18 protein-coding genes are annotated in these 24,107 nt (G+C 75.1%); 9 read left to right on the top strand and 9 right to left on the bottom strand.

The features are described 5' to 3' along the window. Positions 1 to 80: 80 nt before the first annotated feature. Together AMK13_RS15140 and AMK13_RS15145 are read right to left on the bottom strand one after the other, a co-directional pair. Positions 81 to 2,822 carry an FtsX-like permease family protein gene (locus AMK13_RS15140; protein WP_074002561.1) on the bottom strand — a complete coding sequence of 914 codons (2,742 nt, stop codon included), beginning with the start codon at positions 2,820 to 2,822 and terminating at the stop codon, positions 81 to 83. After that, the gene (locus AMK13_RS15145; RefSeq protein WP_074002562.1) at positions 2,819 to 3,589 is read right to left on the bottom strand and encodes an ABC transporter ATP-binding protein; all 771 of its coding nucleotides are present in this window, start codon (positions 3,587 to 3,589) and stop codon (positions 2,819 to 2,821) included. The genes AMK13_RS15140 and AMK13_RS15145 overlap by 4 nt, the downstream gene beginning before the upstream one ends. 390 nt (positions 3,590 to 3,979) lie before the next feature. On the opposite strand from AMK13_RS15145, the gene AMK13_RS15150 reads away from it, so the two are divergent. Both AMK13_RS15150 and AMK13_RS15155 read left to right on the top strand, forming a co-directional pair. Continuing rightward, entirely contained in the window at positions 3,980 to 4,714 is a 735-nt protein-coding gene (locus AMK13_RS15150) for an MgtC/SapB family protein (RefSeq protein WP_074002563.1), read from the top strand. Between the two features lie 113 nt (positions 4,715 to 4,827). Next, positions 4,828 to 5,505 carry a YoaK family protein gene (locus AMK13_RS15155; protein WP_074002564.1) on the top strand — a complete coding sequence of 226 codons (678 nt, stop codon included), beginning with the start codon at positions 4,828 to 4,830 and terminating at the stop codon, positions 5,503 to 5,505. A gap of 161 nt (positions 5,506 to 5,666) precedes the next feature. On the opposite strand, the gene AMK13_RS45890 is transcribed toward AMK13_RS15155, so the two are convergent. Further along, on the bottom strand, positions 5,667 to 6,323 hold the full coding sequence (locus tag AMK13_RS45890) for an Rv1733c family protein (RefSeq protein ID WP_074002565.1): 657 nt from the start codon (positions 6,321 to 6,323) through the stop codon (positions 5,667 to 5,669). Between the two features lie 417 nt (positions 6,324 to 6,740). On the opposite strand from AMK13_RS45890, the gene AMK13_RS15165 reads away from it, so the two are divergent. The 3 genes from AMK13_RS15165 to AMK13_RS15175 are packed head-to-tail and all read left to right on the top strand — an operon-like array spanning position 6,741 to position 10,179. Next, entirely contained in the window at positions 6,741 to 7,265 is a 525-nt protein-coding gene (locus AMK13_RS15165; protein WP_049656925.1) for a PadR family transcriptional regulator, read from the top strand. Continuing rightward, positions 7,262 to 7,954, top strand: coding sequence for an ABC transporter ATP-binding protein (locus AMK13_RS15170; protein WP_074002566.1), 693 nt, complete (start codon positions 7,262 to 7,264; stop codon positions 7,952 to 7,954). The genes AMK13_RS15165 and AMK13_RS15170 overlap by 4 nt, the downstream gene beginning before the upstream one ends. Next, a complete protein-coding gene (locus AMK13_RS15175; protein WP_074002567.1) occupies positions 7,951 to 10,179 on the top strand; it encodes an ABC transporter permease in 2,229 nt (742 codons plus the stop codon). The genes AMK13_RS15170 and AMK13_RS15175 overlap by 4 nt, the downstream gene beginning before the upstream one ends. 26 nt (positions 10,180 to 10,205) lie before the next feature. Here AMK13_RS15175 and AMK13_RS15180 read toward each other — a convergent pair whose 3' ends face one another. Next, positions 10,206 to 10,748: a nucleotide triphosphate diphosphatase NUDT15 gene (locus AMK13_RS15180; RefSeq protein ID WP_079272129.1), complete on the bottom strand. Its 543-nt coding sequence runs from the start codon at positions 10,746 to 10,748 to the stop codon at positions 10,206 to 10,208. Between the two features lie 21 nt (positions 10,749 to 10,769). Beyond that, entirely contained in the window at positions 10,770 to 12,221 is a 1,452-nt protein-coding gene (locus tag AMK13_RS15185; protein ID WP_074002653.1) for an SDR family NAD(P)-dependent oxidoreductase, read from the bottom strand. A 429-nt stretch (positions 12,222 to 12,650) separates the two neighbouring features. Between AMK13_RS15185 and AMK13_RS15190 the strand changes: the two genes are divergently transcribed. Then, the gene (locus AMK13_RS15190; RefSeq protein ID WP_049656920.1) at positions 12,651 to 14,090 is read left to right on the top strand and encodes a GuaB1 family IMP dehydrogenase-related protein; all 1,440 of its coding nucleotides are present in this window, start codon (positions 12,651 to 12,653) and stop codon (positions 14,088 to 14,090) included. Here the strand turns inward: AMK13_RS15190 and AMK13_RS15195 are convergent. After that, complete coding sequence (locus AMK13_RS15195) at positions 14,051 to 15,055, bottom strand: DUF5995 family protein (protein ID WP_338016285.1); 1,005 nt, start codon at positions 15,053 to 15,055, stop codon at positions 14,051 to 14,053. The two genes, AMK13_RS15190 and AMK13_RS15195, sit on opposite strands and share 40 nt — an antisense overlap. A 207-nt stretch (positions 15,056 to 15,262) precedes the next feature. Here AMK13_RS15195 and AMK13_RS15200 point away from each other — a divergent pair, with 207 nt between their 5' ends. Further along, positions 15,263 to 16,102, top strand: coding sequence for a poly-gamma-glutamate hydrolase family protein (locus tag AMK13_RS15200; RefSeq protein ID WP_074002569.1), 840 nt, complete (start codon positions 15,263 to 15,265; stop codon positions 16,100 to 16,102). A 38-nt stretch (positions 16,103 to 16,140) separates the two neighbouring features. Here AMK13_RS15200 and AMK13_RS15205 read toward each other — a convergent pair whose 3' ends face one another. Together AMK13_RS15205 and AMK13_RS15210 are read right to left on the bottom strand one after the other, a co-directional pair. Beyond that, entirely contained in the window at positions 16,141 to 16,536 is a 396-nt protein-coding gene (locus AMK13_RS15205; RefSeq protein ID WP_074002570.1) for a DUF3224 domain-containing protein, read from the bottom strand. 175 nt (positions 16,537 to 16,711) lie between these two features. Then, the gene (locus tag AMK13_RS15210; RefSeq protein ID WP_049655986.1) at positions 16,712 to 17,803 is read right to left on the bottom strand and encodes a PP2C family protein-serine/threonine phosphatase; all 1,092 of its coding nucleotides are present in this window, start codon (positions 17,801 to 17,803) and stop codon (positions 16,712 to 16,714) included. Between the two features lie 204 nt (positions 17,804 to 18,007). Here AMK13_RS15210 and AMK13_RS15215 point away from each other — a divergent pair, with 204 nt between their 5' ends. Both AMK13_RS15215 and AMK13_RS15220 read left to right on the top strand, forming a co-directional pair. Then, positions 18,008 to 18,985, top strand: coding sequence for a pseudouridine synthase (locus tag AMK13_RS15215; RefSeq protein ID WP_074002571.1), 978 nt, complete (start codon positions 18,008 to 18,010; stop codon positions 18,983 to 18,985). A 77-nt stretch (positions 18,986 to 19,062) separates the two neighbouring features. Continuing rightward, on the top strand, positions 19,063 to 19,869 hold the full coding sequence (locus AMK13_RS15220) for an SDR family NAD(P)-dependent oxidoreductase (protein ID WP_079272131.1): 807 nt from the start codon (positions 19,063 to 19,065) through the stop codon (positions 19,867 to 19,869). An 83-nt stretch (positions 19,870 to 19,952) separates the two neighbouring features. Here the strand turns inward: AMK13_RS15220 and AMK13_RS15225 are convergent, their stop codons facing one another. Next, entirely contained in the window at positions 19,953 to 23,636 is a 3,684-nt protein-coding gene (locus AMK13_RS15225) for a SpoIIE family protein phosphatase (protein WP_074002572.1), read from the bottom strand. Positions 23,637 to 24,107 lie beyond the last annotated feature (471 nt).

Below are 24,107 nucleotides of genomic sequence, written 5' to 3' on the forward strand. Positions count from 1 at the left end.
GTCGGTGCCCGGGTGGTGCCCAAGCGGTGTCAGCCGGTGGTCGGTACGTGTGCAAGACGTGTCCGAGGCCGACGGGGCCGTCAGGACAGCCGCCGCCCGAGCGGGATGCGGGAGCGGGTGAGCAGCGCCGCGAGCAGCCCCGCGACCACCGGCAGCACCAGCACGATCAGCAGCAGCTCGCCCCAGGGCGCGGTGATCAGCGCCGGCTTGGCCCCGAACCCGCTGGCCCGGGACTTCAGCAGCCCCACCGCCGGCACGAACCCGTTGACCGCCCCGAGCAGCGCGCCCAGCAGGGCGATCAGGGTGCACTGGAGTCCCGCCATGCTCCGCCGGATCCGCGGCGGCGCGCCGACCGCGGCCAGGGTGGCCTGGTCCTGCCGGGAGTCGGCGGCCGCCAGGCCGGTGGCGATCCCGGCCGCGCCGAGCACGACCAGCGCGGCGAAGCCGGTGAGCGCCAGGCTGAGCGCGTCGCCCGTGGGCTGGTAGCCGCGCTCCACCTCCAGGGTGGCGAAGCGGTCCAGCCGGACGGCGGCCGCCGCGGCGCGCTGCTGGGCCTTGCGGTCGGGCGGCGTGGCGGGCAGCCAGACCGAGCCGGACGGCCGGGACGTGAGCCCGAGCGCGGGCAGCGCGGAGGGCAGCGCCAGGCCCTGGGCGAAGTCGGCGGCGGCCGGGTTGTCGACCAGCACCGCGTCGACCGGGACCTCCTGGACATCCGGCTTGGGCACCTCGCCGGGCTGCAGCGGAGCGCCGCCCCCGCCGCGCAGGACCATCACGGCCTTGCCGTCGGCGCCCACCAGGGACCGGTCGAAGACCAGCAACTTCCCTGCTGCCAGCGCCTGTTCGGCGGCCGGGTCGTGGACGGCGAACAGGTTGTGCAGCACGGTGACGTCACCGGCGGCGATGTGCGGCGGCGAGCCCAGGCCGCGGCGCTCCGGCGGGCCCTGGAGCTGGACGACGCTGGAGCAGTTGTCGCAGAAGCGGTACTCCACCTGGCCGAGGTCGCCGCGCGGGCCGAGCCCGGACAGCTGCTTCTCCAGCTCGGCCCGCTCCTCGGTGAGCCGGGGCCCGTCGACGTACGTCATCAACTGGACGGCGCCGTACGGGGCCTGCGGCCGGTAGTCGCGCCGGTCCTCGGCGTCGGTGCTGGTGGAGTAGACGCCGATGGCGACGGCGCCGGCCACCGCGGCCATCACCGCGGCCACCGCCGGAGCGGTGCGCGAGCGGTGCCGGGCGGCGTCGCGCAGCGCCAGCCGGGGGCCGAGCGGCAGCCGCCCGGCGGCCCGGCCGATCAGGGCGACCAGCATCGGGGTGCACAGCAGCAGGCCGATCTCGGCGGTCACCGAGCCGCCCAGCACGGTGAGCGTACGGGTGTCGTAGCCGCCCGCGCCCGGCTGGTCGCGCTTCACGGCGCCCGCGCCGTACATCGCGAGCACGGCGCCGAGGACGAGCAGTCCCAGGCCGGCGAAGGTGACCAGCCGGCTGGGGGCGCGGACGGTGTCCCGGCCGGTCAGCCCGGCGGTGACGCTGCGCCGGGCGGCCTGCAGCGCGGGCAGCGCGGCGGCGAGCAGCGCGGTGGACAGGCCGATCCCGGCGATCGCGAGGAGGTCCAGCGGCGGCACGGCGAAGTGGCCGAAGCGTACGCCGCCGAACTGCTCGATCCGCGGCCGCAGCAGGGCGACCACCGCGGTGCCGAGCACCACGCCGACCACCGCCCCGGTCGCGCCGAGGACGACGCCGCCGCCGAGCACCACCGCGCCGACGTGGGCCCGGCTCCCGCCGGCCGCGCCGAGCAGGGCGAGCTGGCGGCGGGAGCGGCGGGCGCCGACCGCGAAGGCGGGCCCGGCGAGCAGCGCGATCTCCAGCAGCGCCATGCCGCTGACGACGGCGACGACCATCTTGGTGTTGTTGGCGGCCGTCGGGTCGTGGTAGCGGTACGCGTCGCGGTAGTAGGGGACGGCCTGCTCGGGCGGCGGGGCGATCGCCACCGAGCGCGCGGTCAGGGTGTAGCCGTGGGCGTTGAACCGCTGGACGGCGGCCCAGTCGAGGGAGGCCCCGGACGGCAGCCGGACCAGCCAGCCGGACCGGGTGGCCGAGGGCTTCTCCGCGACGGGCCCGCCGGCCGCCAGCGCGGTGTTCAGCGGCTCGATCAACTCGCCGGGCCGGGCGACGAGTTCGACCCGTCCCAGCTCGCTCGGGTGCTCCACGACGCCGGTGATGGTGTAGCCGGTGCGCTCCAGGCCCTGGAGGGTGGTGGTGGCGCCGGTCTTGAGCCCGGAGCGGTCCAGGAAGGCCCGGGTGACGGCGACTTCGTGCGGGGCGCTCGGGGCACGGCCCTCGACCAGGTCGAGCCGGCCGCGCCAGATCGGGTCGCCGAGGTCGGCCTCGGTGGTGAGGGTGCGGACCAGGCCCTCGGGCGAGTCCGCGCCGGCCTCCGGCCCGGGCCGGGCCGGGGTGAGCGCGCTGCCGGGCGGCAGCAGCGCGGCGACCAGGGCGGCCGGGTCGGTGCTCGCGCCCTTCTCCTGCTCGGCCGTCGGCTTGTCGCCGGGGCGGGCCGGGACGGTGAAGGCGCCGTCCTCGGCGATCGGGGCCTGCTCGACCGGTGTGCCCGGGGCGAGCGAGGTGACCAGGGCGTCCGCGCCGCCCACCACCCGCTGGACCCGTTCGGCCGGGGTCAGCTGCCCGCTGCGGTGGACCACGTCGGCGCCGGTGACGCCGAGCACGGGCAGCGCGATCATGGCGGCGATCAGCGCGCTGCGGCCCTTGGCGCGCAGCGCGTCGCGGCGGGCGATGCGCAGGGCGACCCGCCAGGCTCCGAGCCTCACTGCGCCACCTCGCCGACCGCACGGGACGGGTGCACCGCGGCGAGGCGGGCGGAGGAGCGGCGGCCGGGGGCCTCCGAGGCGACCGCGCCGTCCCGCAGGTGGACCACCCGGTCCGCCCAACTGGCGTGGGCCGCCTCGTGGGTGACCATCATCGCGGCGGCGCCGGCGTCGCAGCGGGCGCGCAGCACGGCGAGCACCGCCTCGCCGGTGGCCGAGTCGAGGGCGCCGGTGGGCTCGTCGGCGAGCACCAGCCGGCGCTCGCCGATCAGGGCGCGGGCGATGGCCACGCGCTGCTGCTGGCCGCCGGACATGTCGTCGGGGAAGCGGTCGGCGAGCTCGCCGATGCCCAGCTCCTCCAGTGCGGCCAGCGCCTCCCGGCGGGCCCGGCGGCCCGGGACGCCGTCGAGTTCGCGCGGCAGCGAGATGTTCTCGGCGGCGGTCAGGGCCGGGATCAGGTTGTAGTCCTGGAACACGTACCCGATCGAGCGCCGCCGGAGGTCGGCGAGCCGGCCGCGGCCGAGGCCGCCGAGGGCGACCCCCTCCACCAGCACCTCGCCGTCGCTGGGCTGGTCCAGCCCGCCGGCCAGGGTCAGCAGGGTGGACTTCCCGGAGCCGGACGGGCCCATGACGGCGACGAACTCGCCCGGGTGGACGGCCAGGTCGATGCCGCGCAGGGCGTGCACCTCGGCGGCGCCCCGCCCGTGCACGCGGGTGACGTTGGCCAGGCGCAGGACGGGTGCGGGCCGGTTCGGATCGGTGTGGGACACACTTCCCCCTCGTGAGCTGCTCAACTGTATATGTCGGTGAACTATATATGTCGGAGGACGTGACGCAAGGCGGGCCGGTTCCCGGGCGGCGGTGATCGGGTTCGGTCAAACTTCTACAAAGCTGTCGAGGAAGAGCGGGAAACCCCTGCCCCGGTCGTTCGGAGGCGGTCTATGCTCGGGACGGCTCACGGCTCCGGAGGCGCCCGAGACCCCCGATGCGCCGACGCGCCGTCACGTCGTCCGGGGCCGACCGCACGGCCGGCCCCCGCGCCCTGCGCGCCTCCCCGCCGACCACCGTGGCGATGGCCATCATCGAGGTCGCCCGGCCTGCCGGGAGCATCGACCGCGTGCCACCGTCCGTCCCCCTCCTCCCGTGAAGGAGGTGCCGTCGTGCACACCCTGACCACCGTCGACTTCCTGGTACGGCTCGCCACCGGCGTCGCCTGCGGCGCGCTGATCGGCGTCGAACGCCAGTGGCGGGCCCGGATGGCCGGCCTGCGCACCAACGCCCTGGTCGCCGCCGGCGCCACCCTGTTCGTGCTCTACAGCGAGGCCGTCGGCGACGCCGGCAGCCCCACCCGGGTCGCCTCCTATGTCGTCTCCGGCATCGGCTTCCTCGGCGGCGGCGTCATCCTGCGCGACGGCGCCGGCGTACGCGGCCTCAACACCGCCGCCACACTCTGGTGTTCGGCCGCCGTCGGGGTCCTCGCCGCCTCCGGCAAACTGCGGTTCGCCGTCCTCGGCACACTCGCCGTCCTCGTCGTCCACCTGGTCCTGCGCCCGGCCGGCCGACTCCTCGACCGGGCCCCGCAGGCCGGCAGCGACCCCGACTCCACCACCCGCGCCACCGTCCACCTGGAATGCGACCGCAAGTCCGAGACCCACATCCGGGCCCTGCTGCTCCAGGCCCTCGCCGGCTCCGGGCTCGCCCCGACCGGCCTGCGCGCCCGCCGCACCGACAACGGCGACGCCACCAGCCTGCGGGCCACCGTCGCGATCACCGGGCAGGTCGCCCCGGCGCTCGAACAGGTCGTCACCCGGCTGTCCTTGGAGCCCGGCGTACGCGACCTGCACTGGCACCTGGAGGACGAGCCGGAGGACCCCGGCAACCCGGCGCTCGCCTGACGGGCGGCGCGGACGTACCGTCACCACCCGGACCGCGTCGCCGGACCGTGTCACCGGACCGCGTCACCCGGACCGGGTCACCCGAACCCCCGCCCGAACCGACTGGAGGCAGGATGCCGACCCCCGATCCCGAGCACGGGCCGCTGGTGCCGATGCTGCTGGTGCTGACCGTGGTCACCGGAGTGGTGGACGCGGTCAGCTACCTCGAACTCGGCCACGTCTTCGTCGCCAACATGACCGGCAACGTGGTCTTCCTCGGCTTCGCCCTGGCCGGCGCGGCCAACCTCTCCGCCACCGCCTCGCTGGCCGCCCTCGCCGCCTTCCTGCTCGGCGCCCTGGCCGGCGGCCACCTCGCCCGCCGCCTGCCCGGCCACCGCGGGCACCTGCTGGCCGCCGCCGTCGCCGTCCAGTCGGCGCTGGTCGCGGCGGCCACCGTGCTGGCGGCCGTGGCCGGCCACACCTCCGAGCCGGCCCGCTACACCCTGATCGGGCTGCTCGGCTTCGCCATGGGCGGCCAGAACGCGGTGGTCCGCGACCTGAAGGTCCCCGACCTCACCACCACCGTGCTGACCATGACCATCACCGCCCTCGCCGCCGACCGCACCGGCCCCCGCAGGCTGGCCTCCGCCGTCTGGATGTTCGCCGGCGCCCTCCTCGGCGCCCTCCTGGTCCTCCACGCCGACATCCCGCTCGCCCTGGCCCTGGCCCTCGCGCTGCTCCTCGCCGTCGCGGCCCTCACCCACCGCGCCGCCAGGACCGTCCCCGCCCCCGCCTGGACCCACCCGCGCTGACCGGGCGTCCGGTGATCCGCCGCCCGCCCATGGCGGGTGCCGGGTGCGGGCCGCGTCGAATTCCCGCCCCGCCCCAGGGGGTTCGGGATGCCGCACGGTCACCGACGGCCCGGAGGGCGCCCCTGGCGGCGTCGACTTCCGGGGTGTCACCGGTGAGCGGCTCAGTCCTCGCTGCGGTGCCCGGCGCGGCCGCTCCAGAGGGGTTCGAGGCGCTCCCACTCGGTGCTCCAGGCGGCCTCCGCCCGGCGGTCGAGCGCCTGGAGGCGCAGGCGGAGGGCGAGGGCGAGCAGGGCCAGCAGGACGAGGAGGCCGCCGGCGCCGGTGCAGGCGGCGGAGACGGCGAGGGCCACCCGGTCGGCCGGGGCGACGGAGACGGTGCCGGCCGCGTCGACCCAGACGGGGATCCGGCTGCCGGTGACGGCGGAGTGCGGGGCCTGGACGGTGCCGTGGCGCGGGCTGCCGTCGGGGGCGGTCCAGTCCGCGTCGACGTCCACCTGGTTGCTGTAGCCGCCGGCGAAGCGGCTGCCGGTGGCGGTGGTGCGGTCCGGGACGCCGCTGACCACGGCGTCGACCTGCTGCAGCCGCCCGCGGTCGGCGTCGGCCCGGTGCGCGGTGGCGTGGTAGAGGAGCAGCGAGCCGCCCGCGCACAGGGCGAGGGCGAGCACCGCGCCGAGCACGGCGGACAGCCAGGCGCGGGCGCGGGAGCGGTCGAGGGGGCGGGCGAGCGGCTCGTGCCGGGCACCGAGTGCCCGCCGCAGCCGCCGGCCGGTGCGCCGCGGGAGCGACGCGGGCAGGGCCGGACGGGGAGTGCTGGACACGGTGAGGGCTCCTCAGGGGCGCGGGGACGCTGGGCGGTTACGCCCCAATGTCCACCCGGCGGCCCCCCGCGCACAAGAGTCGTGCGCGTTCGGAGGACCGCCGGTACCTGCCGGTCAGGGCCGGTCGGCCCAGTGGCCGGGACGTTCGGCCCTCGGCATCCGCGCCCGGTCCGGGCAGGCTGGGGTGTGGCGGCGTCCTCCCGGTGCTTGGGCGCGGCCGTGGCCCGGTCGGCCGTGGGGGCGCCGGGCCGAGGTACGGGGCAGGGGGTGGTCGTGGGGCCACCCCCTGCCTGTGCCGTGTCCGGCTCCGGCCCGTTCTCCGCCCTTTCCTCGCCGATGGACTGACGATGTCCCAGGTCGGGGCCGTATTCTGCCCAGATATACACTCGGGGTATACGCCGGGTGTATGTTTCCCCCATGAGTGTTCCTTTGACCCTTCTGGGGCTGCTGGAGCGAGAGCCGAGCCACGGCTACGACCTCAAGCGCGACTACGACGCCCTCTTCGGCCGCGGCAAGCCCCTTCCGTACGGCCAGGTCTACTCGACCCTCGGCCGGCTGGCCCGCGACGGCAAGGTGGTGGCCGGCGAGGCGGAGCCCGGCGACGGGCCCGAGCGCAAGCGGTACGTCATCACCGAGACCGGGGCGACCGAGTTCGAGACCTGGCTCCAGGAGCCGGTCGCGCCCGAGCCCAACCTCCAGTCCGTGCTGTTCACCAAGGTGGTGCTGGCCCTGATGCTGGGCCGGGACGCCGAGCACTACCTGGACACCCAGCGCGCCGCCCACCTGCGCCGGATGCGCGAGCTCACCGAACTGCGCCGCACCGGAGCCCTGGTGGACGCCCTGCTCGCCGACCACGGCCTGTTCCACCTGGAGGCCGACCTGCGCTGGATCGACCTCACCGCCGCCCGCCTGGACGCGCTCGCCGCGGAGGTGAACGCGTGACCGCCGTGATCGAGGCCCGGGACATCGCCCTCGCCTTCGGGGAGACCCCCGCCCTGCGCGGGGCCAGCCTGTCCGTCCAGGCCGGCGAGGTGCTCGCCATCATGGGCCCCAGCGGCTCCGGCAAGTCGACGCTGCTGCACTGCCTGGCCGGCATCCTGGTGCCCGACGCGGGGGAGGTGCTGTTCGACGGGCAGCGCCTGGACACCATGCCGGAGGCCCGGCGCAGCGCCCTGCGCCGGGACAAGTTCGGCTTCGTCTTCCAGTTCGGCCAGCTGGTGCCGGAGTTGACGGCCGAGGAGAACGTCGCGCTGCCGCTGCTGCTGAACGGCGTGCGCCGCTCCGCCGCGCTGGCCCAGGCCCGTCCCTGGTTCGCCCGGCTCGGCCTGGACGGCATGGAGCAGCGCCGCTCCGGCGAGCTGTCGGGCGGTCAGGCGCAGCGGGTCGCGCTGGCCCGCGGCCTGGTGGCCCGGCCGCGGGTGCTGTTCGCCGACGAGCCGACCGGCGCGCTGGACTCGCTGACCGGCGAGCAGGTGATGGAGCTGATGGTCGCCTCCGCCAAGGAGCAGGGCACCACCGTCATCCTGGTCACCCACGAGGCCCGGGTCGCCGCGTACGCGGACCGCGAGGCGGTCGTCCGCGACGGCCGGGCCCGTACGCTCTCGGCCGGCGCCGGAACGGTGGCCCCATGATCGCCTTCTCGCTCCGGCTGGCCGTCAGCGGCGGCCGGGAGGCGGTGGCCCGGCTGCTGATGATCGCGGCGGCGGTCGCGGTCGGCGTGGGGCTGCTGCTCTCGACCTTCGCCGGCGTGAGCGCGATCGACCGGGCCAACGAGCGGCAGCTCTGGATGAACACGGGCGTCAAGGGCGCGACCGCGGCCACCTCGGCGGACCCGCTCTGGTGGGGCGCCCGGATGGACTACTACCGGGGGAGGACCGTCTTCCGGGCCGATGTCGCCCCGACCGGTCCCACCTCGCCGCTGCCGCCCGGCCTGAGCCGGCTGCCCGCGCCCGGCGAGTACTACGCCTCGCCCGCGCTGGAGAAGCTGCTGCGCGACACCCCGGCCGTCGAACTGGGCGACCGCTTCCCCGGACGGCAGGTCGGCACCCTCGGCGAGGACGGGCTGCCCTCCCCGGACACCTTGGCGCTGGTCGTCGGCCGCACCGCGGACGAGGTCAAGGCCCTGCCGAGGGCCACCACCGTCACCAGCCTCGCCACCGTCCTGCCCCACGACTGCGAGTACGACTGCTACGGCGCGGGCGTGCACGGCGACGCGATGGTCCTGGTGCTCACCGTGGTCGCCGCCGCGCTGATCTTCCCGGTACTGGTCTTCATCGGCACCGCTACCCGGCTCTCCGCCGCCACCCGGGAGCAGCGCTACGCCGCGATCCGCCTGGTGGGGGCGACGCCCGGCCAGGTGTCGGTGATCTCGGCGGTGGAGTCCACCCTGGCCGCGGTGATCGGTACGGCCCTCGGCTTCGGCCTGTTCGCCGCGCTGAAACCGGTGGTGGCCGACGTGCCGTTCACCGGCGACCGCTTCTTCGCCTCCGACCTGAGCCTGACCCTGCCGCAGGCGGCCGGGGTGGTGCTGGGCGTGCCGGTGGCGGCCGCGCTCGCCGCCCGGCTCGCGCTGCGCCGGGTCACCGTCTCGCCGCTCGGGGTCTCCCGCAGGGTCACCCCGAAGCCGCCGAGCGCCTGGCGGCTGGCACCGCTGGTGGCCGGCCTCGCCGAACTCGGCTACTTCGTGGGCAACCGCCCGGAGACCACCGACGGGCAGTCCACGGCCTACCTGACCGGTTTCGTGCTGGTGATGCTCGGGCTGGTGGTCTCGGGGCCGTGGCTGACCATGGCCGCGGCCCGGGCGGTGGCCCGGCGCACCCGCCGTCCGGCCGCCCTGATCGCGATGCGCCGCCTGGCGGACGACCCGGGGGCGGGCTTCCGGTCGGTCGCCGGCGTGGTGCTGGCGCTGTTCGTGACCACCGCGACCCTGGCCATCATGAGCACCATCAACGCGAACCAGGGCATGCTCAACGGCGCCCCCGAGGTGCGCAAGGCGATCGTGGACGCGCCCTTCGGCAACCGGAACGACGCGGCCCTGCTGCCGTCGGTGCCCGATCGCGTGCTGGCCCGGGCGCGGGCCGTCCCCGGGTTCCAGGGGATCGCCCTGGTGCACGAGGACCCGGCCGGTACAGGCCAGCGGAGCGGGCGGGGCATCGTGCCCGGCCTGGTGAGCTGCGCGGACCTCGCGCAGATCCCCGTGGTCGGCCACTGCGCTCCCGGCGCCGCCGTCGCGGCCGTCGACCCCTACCAGCTGGTCGGCCTGGTGGACGCCTCCGACCGCGAGTGGCCGGCCGCACCGGTCTCCGAGGCCGAGGCGGCCGGGCTCCCGGTGCGGATGCTCTACGCGACCACCGACGGCTCCAAGGCGGCCAAGGAACAGCTGCGGACCCTGTTCATGAAGGAGTTCCCGCACTACGAGGCGCGGCTGGCCGAGGACTGGTCCTCCGCCGGGCAGAAGAAGCTCCAGGGCTGGCGGCAGCTGGCGAACGTGGTGCTGCTGACCACCCTGCCGATCGCCGGGTGCAGCCTCGCGGTGAGCGTGGTGGCCGGACTGTCCGACCGCCGGCGGCCGTTCGCGATGCTGCGGCTGACCGGCGCACCGCTGCGGCTGCTGCGCAGGGTGGTCGGACTGGAGAGCGCGCTGCCGCTGCTGGTGGTCTCGGCGCTCGCGATCGGGACGGGCTTCGCCGCGGCGGCGATGTTCCTCAAGGCGCAGAAGGACTACGACCTGGTGTCCCCGGGCCCGGCGTACTACGGGCTGACCGGTTTCGGGCTGGCCGCCTCGCTCGGGATCATCGCCTCGACACTGCCACTGCTGAAGCGGATCACCGGACCGGAGGCGGCCCGCAACGGCTGAGCGCCGTCAGGCGGTCGGCTGCCCCGTCACCCGTTCCAGCGGGCGACGGGGTAGCCGTGCGTTCCGGCCAGCAGCCGCGGGGACAGCCGCGGCAGCCAGCTGCCGAGCACCAGCGCGGACGGGTAGAACATCGGCTCGGGCAGCGCGTCCACCGGGACGCGCTCCCAGCCGCCGCACGCGTGCGGCTCGGTGACCACGGCCTCGGCCAGGCTCGGCGGCGCCAGCACGGCGGCCGTCAGCCGGGGCCGGCCGAGCTCGTGGTCGAGGTGGACGGCGAGCACCCGCATCTCCTCGGCGGGCAGCACGATGCCGGTCTCCTCGGCGAGTTCGCGGGCCGCGGTCCGCTCGAAGGACTCGCCGAGGTCGACCTTGCCGCCGGGCAGGCTCCAGGTCGGCGGCTCGCCAGCCGTGGTCCGGCGGCCGATCAGCACCCGGCCGTCGCCGGTGGGCACGATGACCCCGGCGCCGAGCAGCGGCGCGGTCGGCGGGACCGGTGCGGCGGGCGCGGCCGGCCCGGCGGGTCCGGTGGGCGCGGTCGGTCCGGTCGGCCCGGACGGTGCGGTGCTCAACTCGCCATCCCCTTCGGCTGGTTACCAGTTGGAGCGGTCGTAGTCCTTGAGGAAGCAGCCGTACAGGTCCTCGCCCGCCTCGCCGCGCACGATCGGGTCGTACACCCGGGCCGCGCCGTCGACCAGGTCGAGCGGGGCGTGGAAGCCCTCGTCGGCGAGGCGCATCTTGTCCGGGTGCGGCCGCTCGTCGGTGATCCAGCCGGTGTCGACGGCGGTCATCAGGATGCCGTCGGACTCGAACATCTCCTGCGCGCTGGTGCGGGTGAGCATGTTGAGCGCGGCCTTGGCCATGTTGGTGTGCGGGTGGCCGGCGCCCTTGTAGCCGCGCGAGAAGACGCCCTCCATCGCGGAGACGTTGACCACGTACTTGCGGCGGGACGCGGAGGCGGCCATCGCCGGGCGCAGCCGGCTGATCAGGATGAACGGCGCGGTGGAGTTGCAGAGCTGGACCTCCAGCAGCTCCATCGGGCCGACCTCGCTGACGGTCTGCACCCAGCTGTTGGTGTCCGCGAGGTCGGGCACCAGGCCGCCGGCGTCGATCGCGGTGCCGGCCGCGATCCGGTCGGGCGTCGCGGAGCCGGTGACCAGGGCCAGCGAGGTGACGTCCTCGGCGGTGATCCGCTGCGTGTCGCCGCCCGCCTGGTGGGGGAGGGCGGGCAGGTCGACGCTGCCGCTGCCGAAGCGGCCGATGGTGGTGGCCTGGGGCAGCTCGCCGGCCGGCAGCGGGGCGGACTCGGCGTTGACCAGCTCGCGGTAGGACTCCGGCGGGCGGCGCACGGTCTGCGCGGCGTTGTTGATCAGGATGTCCAGCGGGCCGTCGGCGGCGACCTCGTCGGCCAGGGCCATCACCTGGGCCGGGTCGCGCAGGTCGATGCCGATGATCTTGAGGCGGTGGATCCACTCGGCGCTGTCCGGCATCGCCGTGAAGCGGCGGATCGCGTCGTTGGGGAAGCGGGTGGTGATGGTGGTGTGGGCGCCGTCGCGCAGCAGCATCAGCGCGATGTACATCCCGATCTTGGCCCGGCCGCCGGTGAGCAGCGCGCGCTTGCCGGTGAGGTCGGCGCGGGCGTCCCGGCGGGAGCGGTTCTTGACCGCGCAGTCCTGGCAGAGGTTGTGGTAGAAGGCGTCGACCTCGATGTACCGCTGCTTGCAGGTGTAGCAGGAGCGCGGGCGCTCCAGGATGCCGGCGATCTCGGTGGTGGTGACGGTGGTCAGGCCGAAGGCGCCGGCCGTCTCGTCGTCGATCCGGGTGGGCGCGCCGGTGGCGGTACGGGCGGTGACCTCGCGGTCGTTGGCGGTCTTGCGGGCCCGGGTCTCCTGGCGGCGGCGCTGCTTGAGGGTGCGGAATATGCCGCCGACGGCCTTGCGGACGGTGATCGCGTCCGGGTGGTCCACGTGCAGTTCGTCGAGCTCGGCCAGCACCTCCAGGCAGAGCCGCAGCCGCTCGGGGTCGAGGCCGGGACCGAAGTCGATCTCCTCCTCGGCGCCCTCGACCGGGTCCTGGCCGAGGTCCGTCCGCCCGGTGCCCGTCTGCTCGATGTCCGCCTGTCGGAGGTCCGTCTGGTCGATGTCCGTCTGACCGATGCTCACGCCTGCTGCCGCTTTCCCGATTCGCCACGCCCACACGCGTGAAGCCAAGCCCCTTACCGCGTGAATGCTACGGGAGCGGTCCGGACCGGGGCGAAAAGCCGACGTCGGAGGGGGTCTTTGGATGATCCTCCATGTCTACGCGCGGAGTATTGATCACGGTTTGTACGCAGCCCCAGCAATGCCCGTCGAACTGGCTTTTGCCCCCACCCTCACGGAGAATCGAACGCTGGGTGCCGGGCGCCCGAGTGCGCTCCGGCGGCATCGCCGCAACCGCACCCGAGGTGTATCCCCCCAGCCAGAGAGCCCTCCTTCATGCGCTTCCTGAACGACCTCAAGCCCTCGTACGACCTGACGTACGACGACGTCTTCATGGTCCCCAGCCGTTCCGCCGTGGGCTCCCGGCAGGGCGTCGACCTCTCCTCGAACGACGGCACCGGCACCACCATCCCGCTGGTCGTGGCCAACATGACCGCCATCGCCGGCCGCCGGATGGCCGAGACCGTCGCCCGCCGCGGCGGCCTGGTCGCCATCCCGCAGGACATCCCCACCGAGGTCATCGCCGAGGTCGTCTCCTGGGTCAAGCAGCGCCACCTGGTGTTCGACACCCCGATCACGCTCGCCCCCGGCGCCACCGTGGCCGAGGCGCTCTCGCTGCTGCCCAAGCGCGCGCACGGCGCCCTCGTGGTGGTCGAGGACGGCAAGCCCGTCGGCGTGGTCACCGAGTCCGACTGCCAGGGTGTGGACCGCTTCACCAGCCTGGCCGACATCATGTCCCGCGAACTGCTGCTGCTGGACGAGGGCATCGACCCGCGGACCGCCTTCGAGAAGCTCACCGAGGCGCACCGCAAGCTCGCCCCCGTCGTGGACGGCGAGGGCCGACTGGTCGGCATCCTCACCCGCAAGGGCGCGCTGCGCGCCACCCTGTACACCCCGGCCGTGGACGAGGCCGGCAAGCTGCGGATCGCCGCCACCGTCGGCATCAACGGCGACGTCGCGGGCAAGGCCGCGGCGCTGATCGAGGCCGGTGCCGACGTGCTGGTGGTCGACACCGCGCACGGCCACCAGGAGTCCATGATCAGCGCGCTGCGCGCGGTGCGCGGCCTGGACCCGCGGGTCCCGATCGTGGCCGGCAACGTGGTCTCCGCCGCCGGTGTCCGCGACCTCGTCGAGGCGGGCGCCGACATCCTCAAGGTCGGCGTCGGCCCCGGCGCCATGTGCACCACCCGGATGATGACCGGCGTCGGCCGGCCGCAGTTCTCCGCCGTCCTGGAGTGCGCCGCCGAGGCCCGCCGGCTCGGCAAGCACGTCTGGGCCGACGGCGGCGTGCGCCACCCGCGCGACGTCGCGATGGCGCTGGCCGCCGGCGCCTCCAACGTGATGATCGGCTCCTGGTTCGCCGGGACCTACGAGTCCCCGGGCGACCTCCAGACCGCCGCCGACGGGCGCCAGTACAAGGAGAGCTTCGGCATGGCCTCGGCCCGCGCCGTCAGCAACCGCACCGCCCAGGACTCCTCGTACGACCGGGCCCGCAAGGCGCTGTTCGAGGAGGGCATCTCGCACTCCCGGATGTTCCTCGACCCGACCCGCCCCGGCGTCGAGGACCTGATCGACTCGATCATCGCGGGCGTCCGCAGCTCCTGCACCTACGCGGGCGCCGGCAGCCTGGAGGAGTTCCAGGAGAAGGCGATCGTGGGCATCCAGAGCGCGGCCGGCTACGCCGAGGGCAAGCCGCTGCACTCCAGCTGGGCCTGACCGGCTCCGGCGCCCGCTGCGCCTGTTGTGCCTGCCGGGCCCGCCGCGTCGGGGCCCGCACCGTCGGCCGTCCGGTTCCTCGCCTCGGGGAGCCGGGCGGCCGCGGCCGTTGCGGGGGTGCGGTGCCCGGGGGCCGCCGCGGGGGCCGTTACGGGGGTGCGGTGCCCGGGGGCCTGGCCGCGGTTCGGGGCGCCGGCCTCTCCGGTGTTCCGCCCGTCCTCCGGTCCACCGCCCTGCCTCCCGCCCTGCCTCCCGCCCGGCCCGAGCGGGAGCAGCAGGACGCGGCCGAGCAGCCCGACCGAACCGTCCAGCGCCGTGGCGAGGGCCCGGGCGGCGCCCGGCAGGTGCCGCAGCTCCCAGAGCGCCTCGACGGTGCCCCAGGCGCCCTCGCGGGCGGCCCCGACCGACCAGGCGCCGAGCAGGTGGGTGAGCGGCTCGGCGCGCTCCAGGAGGTCGGGTCCGGGCATCAGCTGCTCCCGGACGGTCGTCTCCACCTCGGCCAGCACCCGGTCGATCCGGTGGTAGTCCGGCTCGACGTCGGACGGCTCGCAGCCCCGGCGGCGGCAGGTGTCCACAACGGCCAGCGGCAGGTCGTGCTGGATGTGGGCGGCCATCCCGGCCAGCGCGAACTGCAGCGGGTGCACCCCCGGGTGGGCGCGCAGCGCGAACAGCGGCCGCCAGCAGGCGGGCGGCTCCTGCCCGGCCGCGTCGGCGGCCACGGCCCGCAGGTACCGCCCGGCGAACACCACGTCCAGCTCGGCCACCGCCGACGGGTCGGCGAAGCGCCCGCCGTCCAGCCGGTCACGGACCGCCTCCGTCACGGTGAGGTAGAGCCGGTTGAACACCCCCACCCCGTCGGCCGGGGGCAGCCCCGCCCCGATCTCCCGCAGCCGGCCGACCACCTGCTCGACCGTCCGCGCCTCCACGACCACTGCCGTCGTACGATCCACCGCCGTGTCGGGCATGCGCCACCCTCCGATGTCGATCGTGCACTGATCGCATCATCGTGACAGCGCTGCCCGTGCCCGGGCGGATGCGGCACGCCTCCGTCGGGCCGGTGTCGCACGACCAGGTCGCTGTCGTACGACCGGGCCGATCCCGTCGTGACATGGCGTCGACTTGGCCAAAGCCTTGCCGGTACTTTTCCGATCCCCCACCTCCTGTCATGATCCGTGACCGTGATTAACCGTCGTACCCTGATCGCCGCGTTCGCCGCGGCCCCGGCCCTCAGCACCCTCGGCGCCGCCGTGGGCAGCACCCCCGCGAGCGCCGCCGCCGACCTGTACCCCTCCAACACGGCCCTCTACGCCAACCCGACCGTGGTCGAGGGCGTGGACTACGGCCGCCGCTACCGCCGGCACCTGGTCGACGACCAGAGCCCGCAGGGCCGTACGCCGTTCGTCCGGACCACCGTCATCGCCCCGCACGGCGGCGGCATCGAGGGCGGCACCTCCGAACTGTGCCTGGCCATCGCCGGCTACCACCCGGCCGACCTCGCCCCGGCCCCGGCCGCCGGGCCGACGCACGACTTCTGGATGTTCGAGGGCCTGCGCTCCTCCAACAACAGCGAGCTGCACGTCACCTCGACCCACTGCGACGACGGAGTGGCCCGCGCGATGTGCGCCAGCAGCCGCAACGTGCTGTCGCTGCACGGCTGCACCGCCGCCCAGGCCGGACTGGAGGCCGGTGCCCAGGCCGTGCTGGTCGGCGGCCTGAACCCCACCTTCCGCCAGTACCTGATGGAGGAGTTCGCGGCCGCGGGCATCCGGGCCGTGACCGCCTCCGGCGAGGAGGAGATCGCGGGCATCTCCCCGGAGAACATCTGCAACCGCAGCCTGCTCGGCATGGGCGCCCAGCTGGAGATGACCACCGAGCAGCGGGCCGCGATGTTCGCCCCGGGCAAGAACACCCGCACCGAGCGGGCGGCCAACACCCTGCCGCTGTTCTGGGCCTACGCGACCGCGGTCCGGACCGCGATCCAGCGGCTGGAGGCGACCCAGCCCATCCTCTGACGGACCGGGGCCGCCGGCCGCGCGCGCCGCGGCCGGCGTCAGCCCAGCCCGTACTCCAGGACGTAGGTGTGGGTGCCGGACCCGTCGACGGTCAGGTGGAACTCGCCGGTGATCCCGGCTAGCTCGCCCGTGCCCGTGCCCGGCACCACGCGTATCGTCGTGCCGGTGGTGTCCCAGGCCGCGTGCTGCAGCACGAACGAGCCCTTGCGCCCGTCCAGTTCACCCGTCACGTGCTCCACCGCGACGTACGAGGCCGGGCTGCCGGAGGGGCCCGCGACGGAGAGCATCCGCACCTCGCCCGCCCCGCTCAGCCCGCCCGTGAAGGTCTTGGCGATCCGGACCCGCCCGAACGCCGCGCCCTCCCGCTCCTCCGTCTCCACCGGCTCGAACGCCGTGACCTCGAAAGACCCGCTCGCCCTGCGCCCGCTCCCCATGGCACCGTCCCCTCGTCGATCCGCGACCACCCTGCGGCCGACTCCCCGCCGACCGTGGACCGAGCCTTGCACACACCACTGACAATCGCGGCCGGGAAGCTCACCGGAGCTGCTCTCCGGGCAGTTCTCCGGACCGCTTTCCGGACCGCCCTCCCGAGCCATCGGCGCGGCCCGGTCACGGCTCCCAGCGGATCGCCAGCACCGCCGCGTCGTCGGCCAGCCCGGCGTCGCCGACCCAGCCGCCGACGTCCGTCAGCACGGCGTCCAGCAGGTCCGCCGGGGTGCCGCCGTGCAGTCCGGGCAGCCGCTCCGCGATCGGGTAGAACCGGCCCGCGGCGTCCCGGGCCTCCGACACGCCGTCGGTGTGCAGGAGCAGCAGGTCGCCCGGCTCCGGGTCGAACCGCCGGTCCGGGTAGCTGTCGTCGGTGAGCCCGAGCAGCCCCAGCGGCGGCGCCGGGAACGGGGGCTCCAGCTCGCTCACCCGGCCCGCCCGGCGCAGCAGCGGGGGCGGGTGGCCGCAGTTCACCAGCCGTACCGGCCCCCGGTCCGGCGCCACGTCGAGCAGCAGCGCGGTGGCGAACCGCCCCTCCTCCGACGGCCGGGCGGCCAGCGCCGCGTCCAGCCGTTCGGCGAGCCGCCCGGGGTCCGGCTCGGTCCGCGCGGCCTCCCGGAACACCCCGAGGACGTCCGCCGCCGTCTCCACCGCCGGGAGGCCGTGCCCTTGGACGTCCCCGAGCAGGATGCGCAGCCCGAAGCGGGTCTCCACCACGGCGTACAGGTCCCCGCCGATCCGGGCCTCGGCGGCCGCCGCCACGTACCGCACCGCCAGACGCAGCGGCCCGATCCGCTCCGGCGGCGGGCGCAGCAGGGCCCGCTGGGCCGCCTCGGCCACCGTCCGGACCTGGAACAGCTCCCGCTCGCGGGCCGCCACCAGGACGACGCTGGCCGCGCTGGCCAGGGTCGAGGCCAGGACGGTGACCGGAACGCTGATCCGGACCGAGAGCGGCAGCTGCGCGTTGGCCGACTCCAGCAGGCCGACGGCGACCACCGCGGCCGCGCCGACCAGCAGCGGCACCCGGGCCCGCCGGGTGGTCGCACCGGCCAGCACCGGGGCCACCGCGAGCAGCGGCGCCAGGGTGGTCCCGGGCCCGATGGCCAGCGCGGCCACCACGGCGGCGACCAGCAGCAGGAGCGAGCCGTAGAGCAGCAGCCGGGTCCGCCTCGGCAGGTGCAGCGGCGGCACCCCGTCCGGGCCGTCGGCGGTCACGCGTCCTCCAGTGGTGCCGGCCGGTCGGTCCGGCAGATCGGTCGGTTGCTCGGTTCGGCCGGTGGGGCGGCTGGTCGGCCCGGCCGGCGGACGGTCGGAGGCCCCCGGCGTCACGAGGGCCTCCGGTCCACTTTCCCTGCCCGGCCCCGGGTCAGCACCTCGGCCGAGGGGCGCGCGCCGGCGCGCACTAGGCTGGGGCGGGAGATGAGACGCAAGAGCCGCCGCCCGGCCTCCCCCCTCCCGCAGCGCCACGGTGTGGACCCGGTCCACCTCCGGCTGCCGCTCGAAGGCCCCTGGCCGACCGTGCGGGACCACCTGGTGGACCGGCTGCCCGCCGTCCCGGCCGAGCGGGTCGACGCCGCGCTGCGGGACGGCGAGATCGTCGGCGAGCAGGGCCCGATCGCCCCAGCGGAGCCGTTTCGCCCCGGCGCCCACCTGTGGTTCTACCGGGACCTCCCCGAGGAGGTGCGCGTCCCGTTCGAGCTGGTCGTGGTGCACCGCGACGAGCACCTGGTGGTGGTCGACAAGCCGCACTTCCTGGCCACCACCCCGCGCGGCCGGCACGTCACCGAGACGGCGCTGTCCCGGCTGCGGCACGCCCTCGACCTGCCCGCGCTCAGCCCCGCGCACCGCCTGGACCGGCTCACCGCAGGCCTGGCCATGTTCGTCGTCCGCCCGGAGGACCGCGGCGCCTACCAGACGCTGTTCCGGGACCGCCTGGTGCGCAAGGAGTACCAGGCCGTCGCCGGGTACGACCCGGAGCTGAGCCTGCCGCGCACCGTACGCAGCCACATCGTCAAGGAGCGCGGGGTGATCGCCGCCCAGGAGATCGACGCGCCGCCGAACAGCGAGAGCCGGATCGACCTGCTGGAGCGCCGCGACGGACTCGCCCGCTACCGGCTGCGGCCGCTGAGCGGGCGCACCCACCAGCTGCGGCTGCACATGTGCGGCCTCGGGCTGCCGATCCTCGGCGACCCGGTCTACCCGGTCGTGCTGCCCGAGCCCGCCCCCGACGACTTCCGCCGCCCGCTGCAACTGCTCGCCTCGACGATCGAGTTCACCGATCCGCTGACCGGCCGGGAGCGCCGCTTCGAGACCCGCCGCACACTGACCGCCTGGACCGACCCGCAGGGCTGGGCCGACGACGCCGGTCCCGGGCCCCAGGACCTCCGAACGATCTAGCTAGGGCCAACGTCCGAGCCGGTTCCCGTTCCGGTGGCCGATCCGCCGACCGGCCCGGCGGCGGGATGGTGTGCGGCATGAACGCAGGCACCAACGCAGACAACAACGCGGGCATGAGCGCGGGCACGACGAGCGCAGGCACCGGCGGGGCGCGCCGCGCAGCCGTACCGCGGAGCGCTCCCGTCGCCCTGGTCACCGGAGCCTCCCGCGGCCTCGGCCTGGCCCTCGCGCGCGCCCTCGCCGCCGACGGCTGGCAGCTGGTGATCACCGCCCGGGGAGCGGCCGAACTCGCCTCCGCCGCAGCCGATCTGGCCGCCGTCACCAGGGTCGTCGCCCTGCCCGGCTCCGTCGTCGACGACGACCACCGCGCCCACCTGGCCGGAGCCGCGGAGGAGCTCGGCGGCGCGAGCCTGCTGGTCAACAACGCGGGAACGCTCAACGGCGCCCCCGGCCCCGGCGGGCAACCGCTGCCCCGGCTGGCCGACTTCCCGCTGCCGGGCCTGCTGGAGACCTTCGAGGTCAACACGTTCGCCCCGATCGCCCTCACCCAGCTCGTGCTGCCCCAGCTGCGCGCCCATGCCGGCGCCGTCCTCAACGTCAGTTCCGAGGCCGCCGTGGTGCCCTACCGCGGCTGGGGCGGTTACGGTGCCAGCAAGGCCGCGTTGGACCTCGCCGGCGACGTACTCGCCCGGGAGGAGCCGGAGTTGCGGGTCTGGTCGGTGGACCCGGGCAGCATGCGCACCCGGATGCTCCAGGAGGCCGGCCCCGGCGAGGACGTCTCCGGCGCGCCGCTGCCCGAGCGGGTGGCGCCGGCCCTGCTCGGCCTGCTCCGCGACCGCAGGCCCTCCGGCCGCTACCGCGCCGAGGACCTGGCCGGCCGCTGACGACACCCCCCGACCTCGGTGTCCCGCCCCAACTCTCCCCCCGCGCACCGGCCGAGAGACGCGGTGCGACAGCCGCCGGTCGTTCAGGCGGACGGTGTTGCCCCCGGGGGCAGCTCCAGCTCGAACCAGACCACCTTGCCGTCCTTGGTCCGGCGGCTGCCCCAGCGGTGCGCGAGCTCGTTGACCAGGTGGATGCCCCGGCCGCCCTCGTCCTCGCTGCGGGCGCGGCGGATCCGCGGCACCTCGGACTCCTGGTCGGCGACCTCGACGGTGAGCACCCGGTTGCAGTACAGCCGCAGTTGGGTGGGCGATCCGGCGTGCACCAGCGCGTTGGTGATCAGCTCGCTGGTGAGCAGCTCGGCCCAGTCGATGAGCGCGTCGAGCCCCCAGGAGGCCAGTGTCTCGCGGGTGAAGCGGCGCGAGTGGGCGACCATGGCGTGGTCGCCGGTGAGCCGCAGGGTGGCGATCCGGTCCGCGCCCTTCGGGCGGACCTGCGCCATGATGACGGCGATGTCGTCCTCGCCGGTGGTCTCGGTGAGCCGCTTCAGGACGGCGTCGCAGGTCTGTTCCAGCGAGCCGCGCCGGTCGGCGACCGTCCGGCACAGCAACTGCAGTCCCTCGTCGAGGTCCTGGCCCCGGCGCTCGACCAGCCCGTCCGTGTAGAGGGTCAGGATGCCCTCCTCGGGGAGGGTGAACTCGGCGCTCTCGAAGGCGACTCCGCCCACCCCCAGTGGGGCGCCGGTGGGCAGCTCGACCAGGTGCGCCCGCCCCTCGGTGTCGGCGACCACGGGCGGCAGGTGCCCGGCGCTGGCCGCGGTGCACTGGCGGTCCACCGGGTCGTAGACCACGCAGACGCAGGTGGCGAACTGGCCCTCGCCGATGCCCGCGGTCGCCTCGTCCAGCCGGTACAGCACCCGCTCGGGATCCAGGTCCAGCGTGATCAACGTCCGCGCGGCCGTGCGGAGTTGGCCCATGGTGGCGGCGGCCCGGATGCCGTGGCCCATCACGTCGCCGACGATCAGCGCGACCCGCCCGGAGGACAGCGGCACCACGTCGAACCAGTCGCCGCCGACCTCGCTGACCACGCTGCTCGGCAGGTAGCGGTAGGCGAGGTCCAGCCCGAGCGTGCGGTGCACCTCCTGTGGCAGCAGGCTGCGTTGGAGGGTGAGCGCGGTGTCCCGTTCGCGGCGGTAGAGCCGTCCGTTGTCGATCGCCAGCGCGGTGCGGGCGGCCAGCTCCTCGGCCAGCGAACGGTCCGCCGACCCGAACGGCACCGGGTTGCGGGAGCGGACGAACTCCGCGCCGCCCAGCACCTGTCCGCGCGCCACCAGCGGCACCATCAGGTACGAGTGCACCCCGGCGTCCAGGCTCGGCTGCACCCGGTCGGGCGAGGCGACGATCCGGCTCAGCTCCTCCTCGGTCACCTCGGAGACCAGGATCGAGCGCCGGGTGCGCAGGCTCTGCGCGTACAGCCCGGCCGACTGCGAGGTCTCGCCCACCTGGTCGGCCGCCCCGAGCATGCCGCCGTCCGGGCCGGTGTCGCCGACCGCCACCGCCCGCATCAGCACCGGGCCCTCCGCCGGGACCGCCCCGGGCTCCTCGCCGCTGAGCACCGCCTCGCGCAGGTCCACGGTCACGAAGTCGGCGAAGCGCGGGATCACCACCTCCACCAACTCCCGGGCGGTGCGGTGCAGATCGAGCGTGGTGCCGATCCGGTTGCTGGCCTCGTTCAGCAGCGACAGCCGCTGCTGGGCGGCCCACGCCTCGTCCAGCGCCCGCTGCCGGGCGGCGGCCGCGTCGCGCTCGCGGGTGAACAGCAGCGCGTTGTCGATCGAGACGGCCGCCCGCACCGCCAACTCCCCGGCCAGCGCCACGTCGTCGTCATCGTACGGGCGCTCGACCCGGGTGCGGTAGAAGCCCGCCACGCCGACCGGGGTGCCGCGCGCGATCAGCGGGACCACCATGAACGACAGCACGTTCTGCTCCCGTACGGCGGCCCGCCGCACCGGGTCGTCCGCGAACCAGGCCATGCCCTCCTCGTCCATCCTGGGCACCAGCACCGGCTTGCGGTGCGCCAGGCACCAGGCGTACGGCGAACCGGGCACGAAACGGTGCAGGTTGCCGGTGCGGGCGATCGGCGCCAGCGTCGAGCCGGGCACCGAGTGGAAGGCCATCCGCCGCAGCAGCGCCGAACCGTCCACCGGGGCGGTCGCCTCGCGCTCGCCGCGGACCAGCTCCTCCAGCACCTCCACCACCACCGTGTCGGCCAGCCTCGGTGCCGCCACCTCGGCCAACTCCTGCGCGGTCTGGGCGAGATCGAGCGTGGTGCCGATCCGGGCGGAGGCCACGTTGACCAGCGCCAGACGCTCCTGCGCGGCCCTCGCCTCGCGCAGCGCCTGCTGCCGGGCCAGCACGGTCTGGTGCTGGCGCAGGTACAGCCGGGCGTTGTCGATCGCGACGGCCGCGCGCGAGGACAGCTCGTCGCCGAGCGTGATGTCGGCCGCCGCGAAGGACTCCCGCGCGCCGCGCCGCGAGTACACCACCATGCCGAGCGTCGTACCGCGCGCCACCAGCGGGGTGATCCGCACCGAGCGCGGGCGGTCGCCCAGGTAGGCCTGGCGGCGGCTCTCGTGGACGGGCTCGCTCAGCATCGGCAGCTCCCAGGAGGGCACCACCACCGTGCGCCCGCCGGCCAGCGCCCGGGCGTACGGGGAGTCCGGCCGCAGCTCGTACACCGCGTCGACCGGCAGCGAATCGGCCGGGTAGACGGCGTCGGCGGAGGCGATCGCCAGGCGGCGCACCAGCAGCGGGACGTCCGGCGCGGGCGGCTCCACGTTCCGGCCGGCCACCAGCTCCTCCAGCCCGAACACCGCGCTGATGTCGGCGACCCTCGGCACCATCGCGTCGACCAGCTCCCGGGCGGTCTGCCGCAGGTCCAGCGTGGTGCCGATCGAGGCGGTCGCGTCGACCAGCAGGGACAGCCGCTCCTGGGCGCGGGCCGCCCGGGCGTCGGCATGGAAGCGCTCGGTGATGTCGATGACCGTGGCGCACACCCCGAGCACCCGGCCACCGCGGTCCCTCAACCGGAAGTACGAGGCCGACCAGGCATGGTCGTGGCTCGGGTCGCCCGGGGTACGGCCGTGCGCCAGGTCGTCCACCACCGGCTCGCCGCTCTCCAGCACCCGGCGCATCACCGCCTCGGACTCCGGGGCGTTGATCCCCGGCAGCACCTCGGTGAGCCGACGGCCCAGCGGCTCCTCGACGCCCAGGCCGTTCGCGTCCGCCAGCGCCGCGTTCAACCGGACGAAGCGCAGGCCGGTGTCGAACACCGCCATGCCGACCGGGGACTGCGTGAAGAACCCGTCGAGGAGCGCCAGATCGGCCTGGAGCCGGCGCAGCGTCGTTACCTCGGAGGCCACCGCCAGCACCATCGGGGCGCCGCCCGGGCCGCGGATCGGATACGTACGGAACTCCAGGTTCACCAGGTGCCCGTCCCGGTGCCGCACCGGGAACACCCCGGACCACGACCGGCCCGCCAGGATCTGCCGGAACAGCTGGAGCACCTCCGGCCGGTGCTCCTCGGAGGTCAGCAGCGTCGCCGCCCGCGCCCCCACCGCCTCCTGCGCAGGGTGCCCGAGCAACGCCTCCGCGTCACCGCTCCAGTGCAGGATCCGCCCGTCGGCGTCGATCAGCGCCGTGGCGATCGGCACCATCAGCAGGGCGTCCTGCCGAGGCTGCCCCGCGCGCTGCGCGTATTCGTCCACCATGGCCAGAGAACCGTCCCAGAAACCGTCCGGAGATCGTTCCCACCAGCCCTGCCATCTTCGCACGCACCCCCACCCACCGCAGCCGCCCCAGCCCCCACACCCCGCCCTCAAGCGCTGCCCACGGCGGCAGGGCCTCCACCACCACCTCTCGAACCGGAAGCTCCCGCACGAGAAGTCGGCCCAGTCGACTTCTCGCGTCCCTACCCTCAGGCGCCGCCCACGGCGGCGCGGCTTTCACCACCACTCGAACCGGCAGCTCCCGTGCCATCCGTCGGCCTCGGCGCGACTGCCCCGAGCCCCTCACCCCGGTTGTGTGCAGGAAGTCGACCGGGCCGACTTCCTGCACCCCGCACCCACTGGCGTTCTCCATACCGGTGCGGCCTCCCGCTGCCGCGACGAATCGACGGGTCCCGTGCAGGAAGTCGATCCGGCGACTCTGCTGGCGAAGTGTTCGATCTAGGTCAGGCTCAG

It is taken from the genome of Streptomyces sp. CB02056, from assembly GCF_001905545.1.
GTDB lineage: Bacteria > Actinomycetota > Actinomycetes > Streptomycetales > Streptomycetaceae > Kitasatospora.

What these genes read in the sequence shown, in the direction of transcription:
- AMK13_RS15155 (WP_074002564.1), top strand. Translation starts at nt 4,828, where the DNA reads ATGCCGACCCCCGATCCCGAGCACGGGCCGCTGGTGCCGATGCTGCTG.
- AMK13_RS15165 (WP_049656925.1), top strand. Translation starts at nt 6,741, where the DNA reads ATGAGTGTTCCTTTGACCCTTCTGGGGCTGCTGGAGCGAGAGCCGAGC.
- AMK13_RS15175 (WP_074002567.1), top strand. Translation starts at nt 7,951, where the DNA reads ATGATCGCCTTCTCGCTCCGGCTGGCCGTCAGCGGCGGCCGGGAGGCG.
- AMK13_RS15190 (WP_049656920.1), top strand. Translation starts at nt 12,651, where the DNA reads ATGCGCTTCCTGAACGACCTCAAGCCCTCGTACGACCTGACGTACGAC.
- AMK13_RS15195 (WP_338016285.1), bottom strand. Translation starts at nt 15,055, where the DNA reads ATGCCCGACACGGCGGTGGATCGTACGACGGCAGTGGTCGTGGAGGCG.
- AMK13_RS15205 (WP_074002570.1), bottom strand. Translation starts at nt 16,536, where the DNA reads ATGGGGAGCGGGCGCAGGGCGAGCGGGTCTTTCGAGGTCACGGCGTTC.
- AMK13_RS15215 (WP_074002571.1), top strand. Translation starts at nt 18,008, where the DNA reads ATGAGACGCAAGAGCCGCCGCCCGGCCTCCCCCCTCCCGCAGCGCCAC.
- AMK13_RS15220 (WP_079272131.1), top strand. Translation starts at nt 19,063, where the DNA reads ATGAACGCAGGCACCAACGCAGACAACAACGCGGGCATGAGCGCGGGC.
- AMK13_RS15225 (WP_074002572.1), bottom strand. Translation starts at nt 23,636, where the DNA reads ATGGTGGACGAATACGCGCAGCGCGCGGGGCAGCCTCGGCAGGACGCC.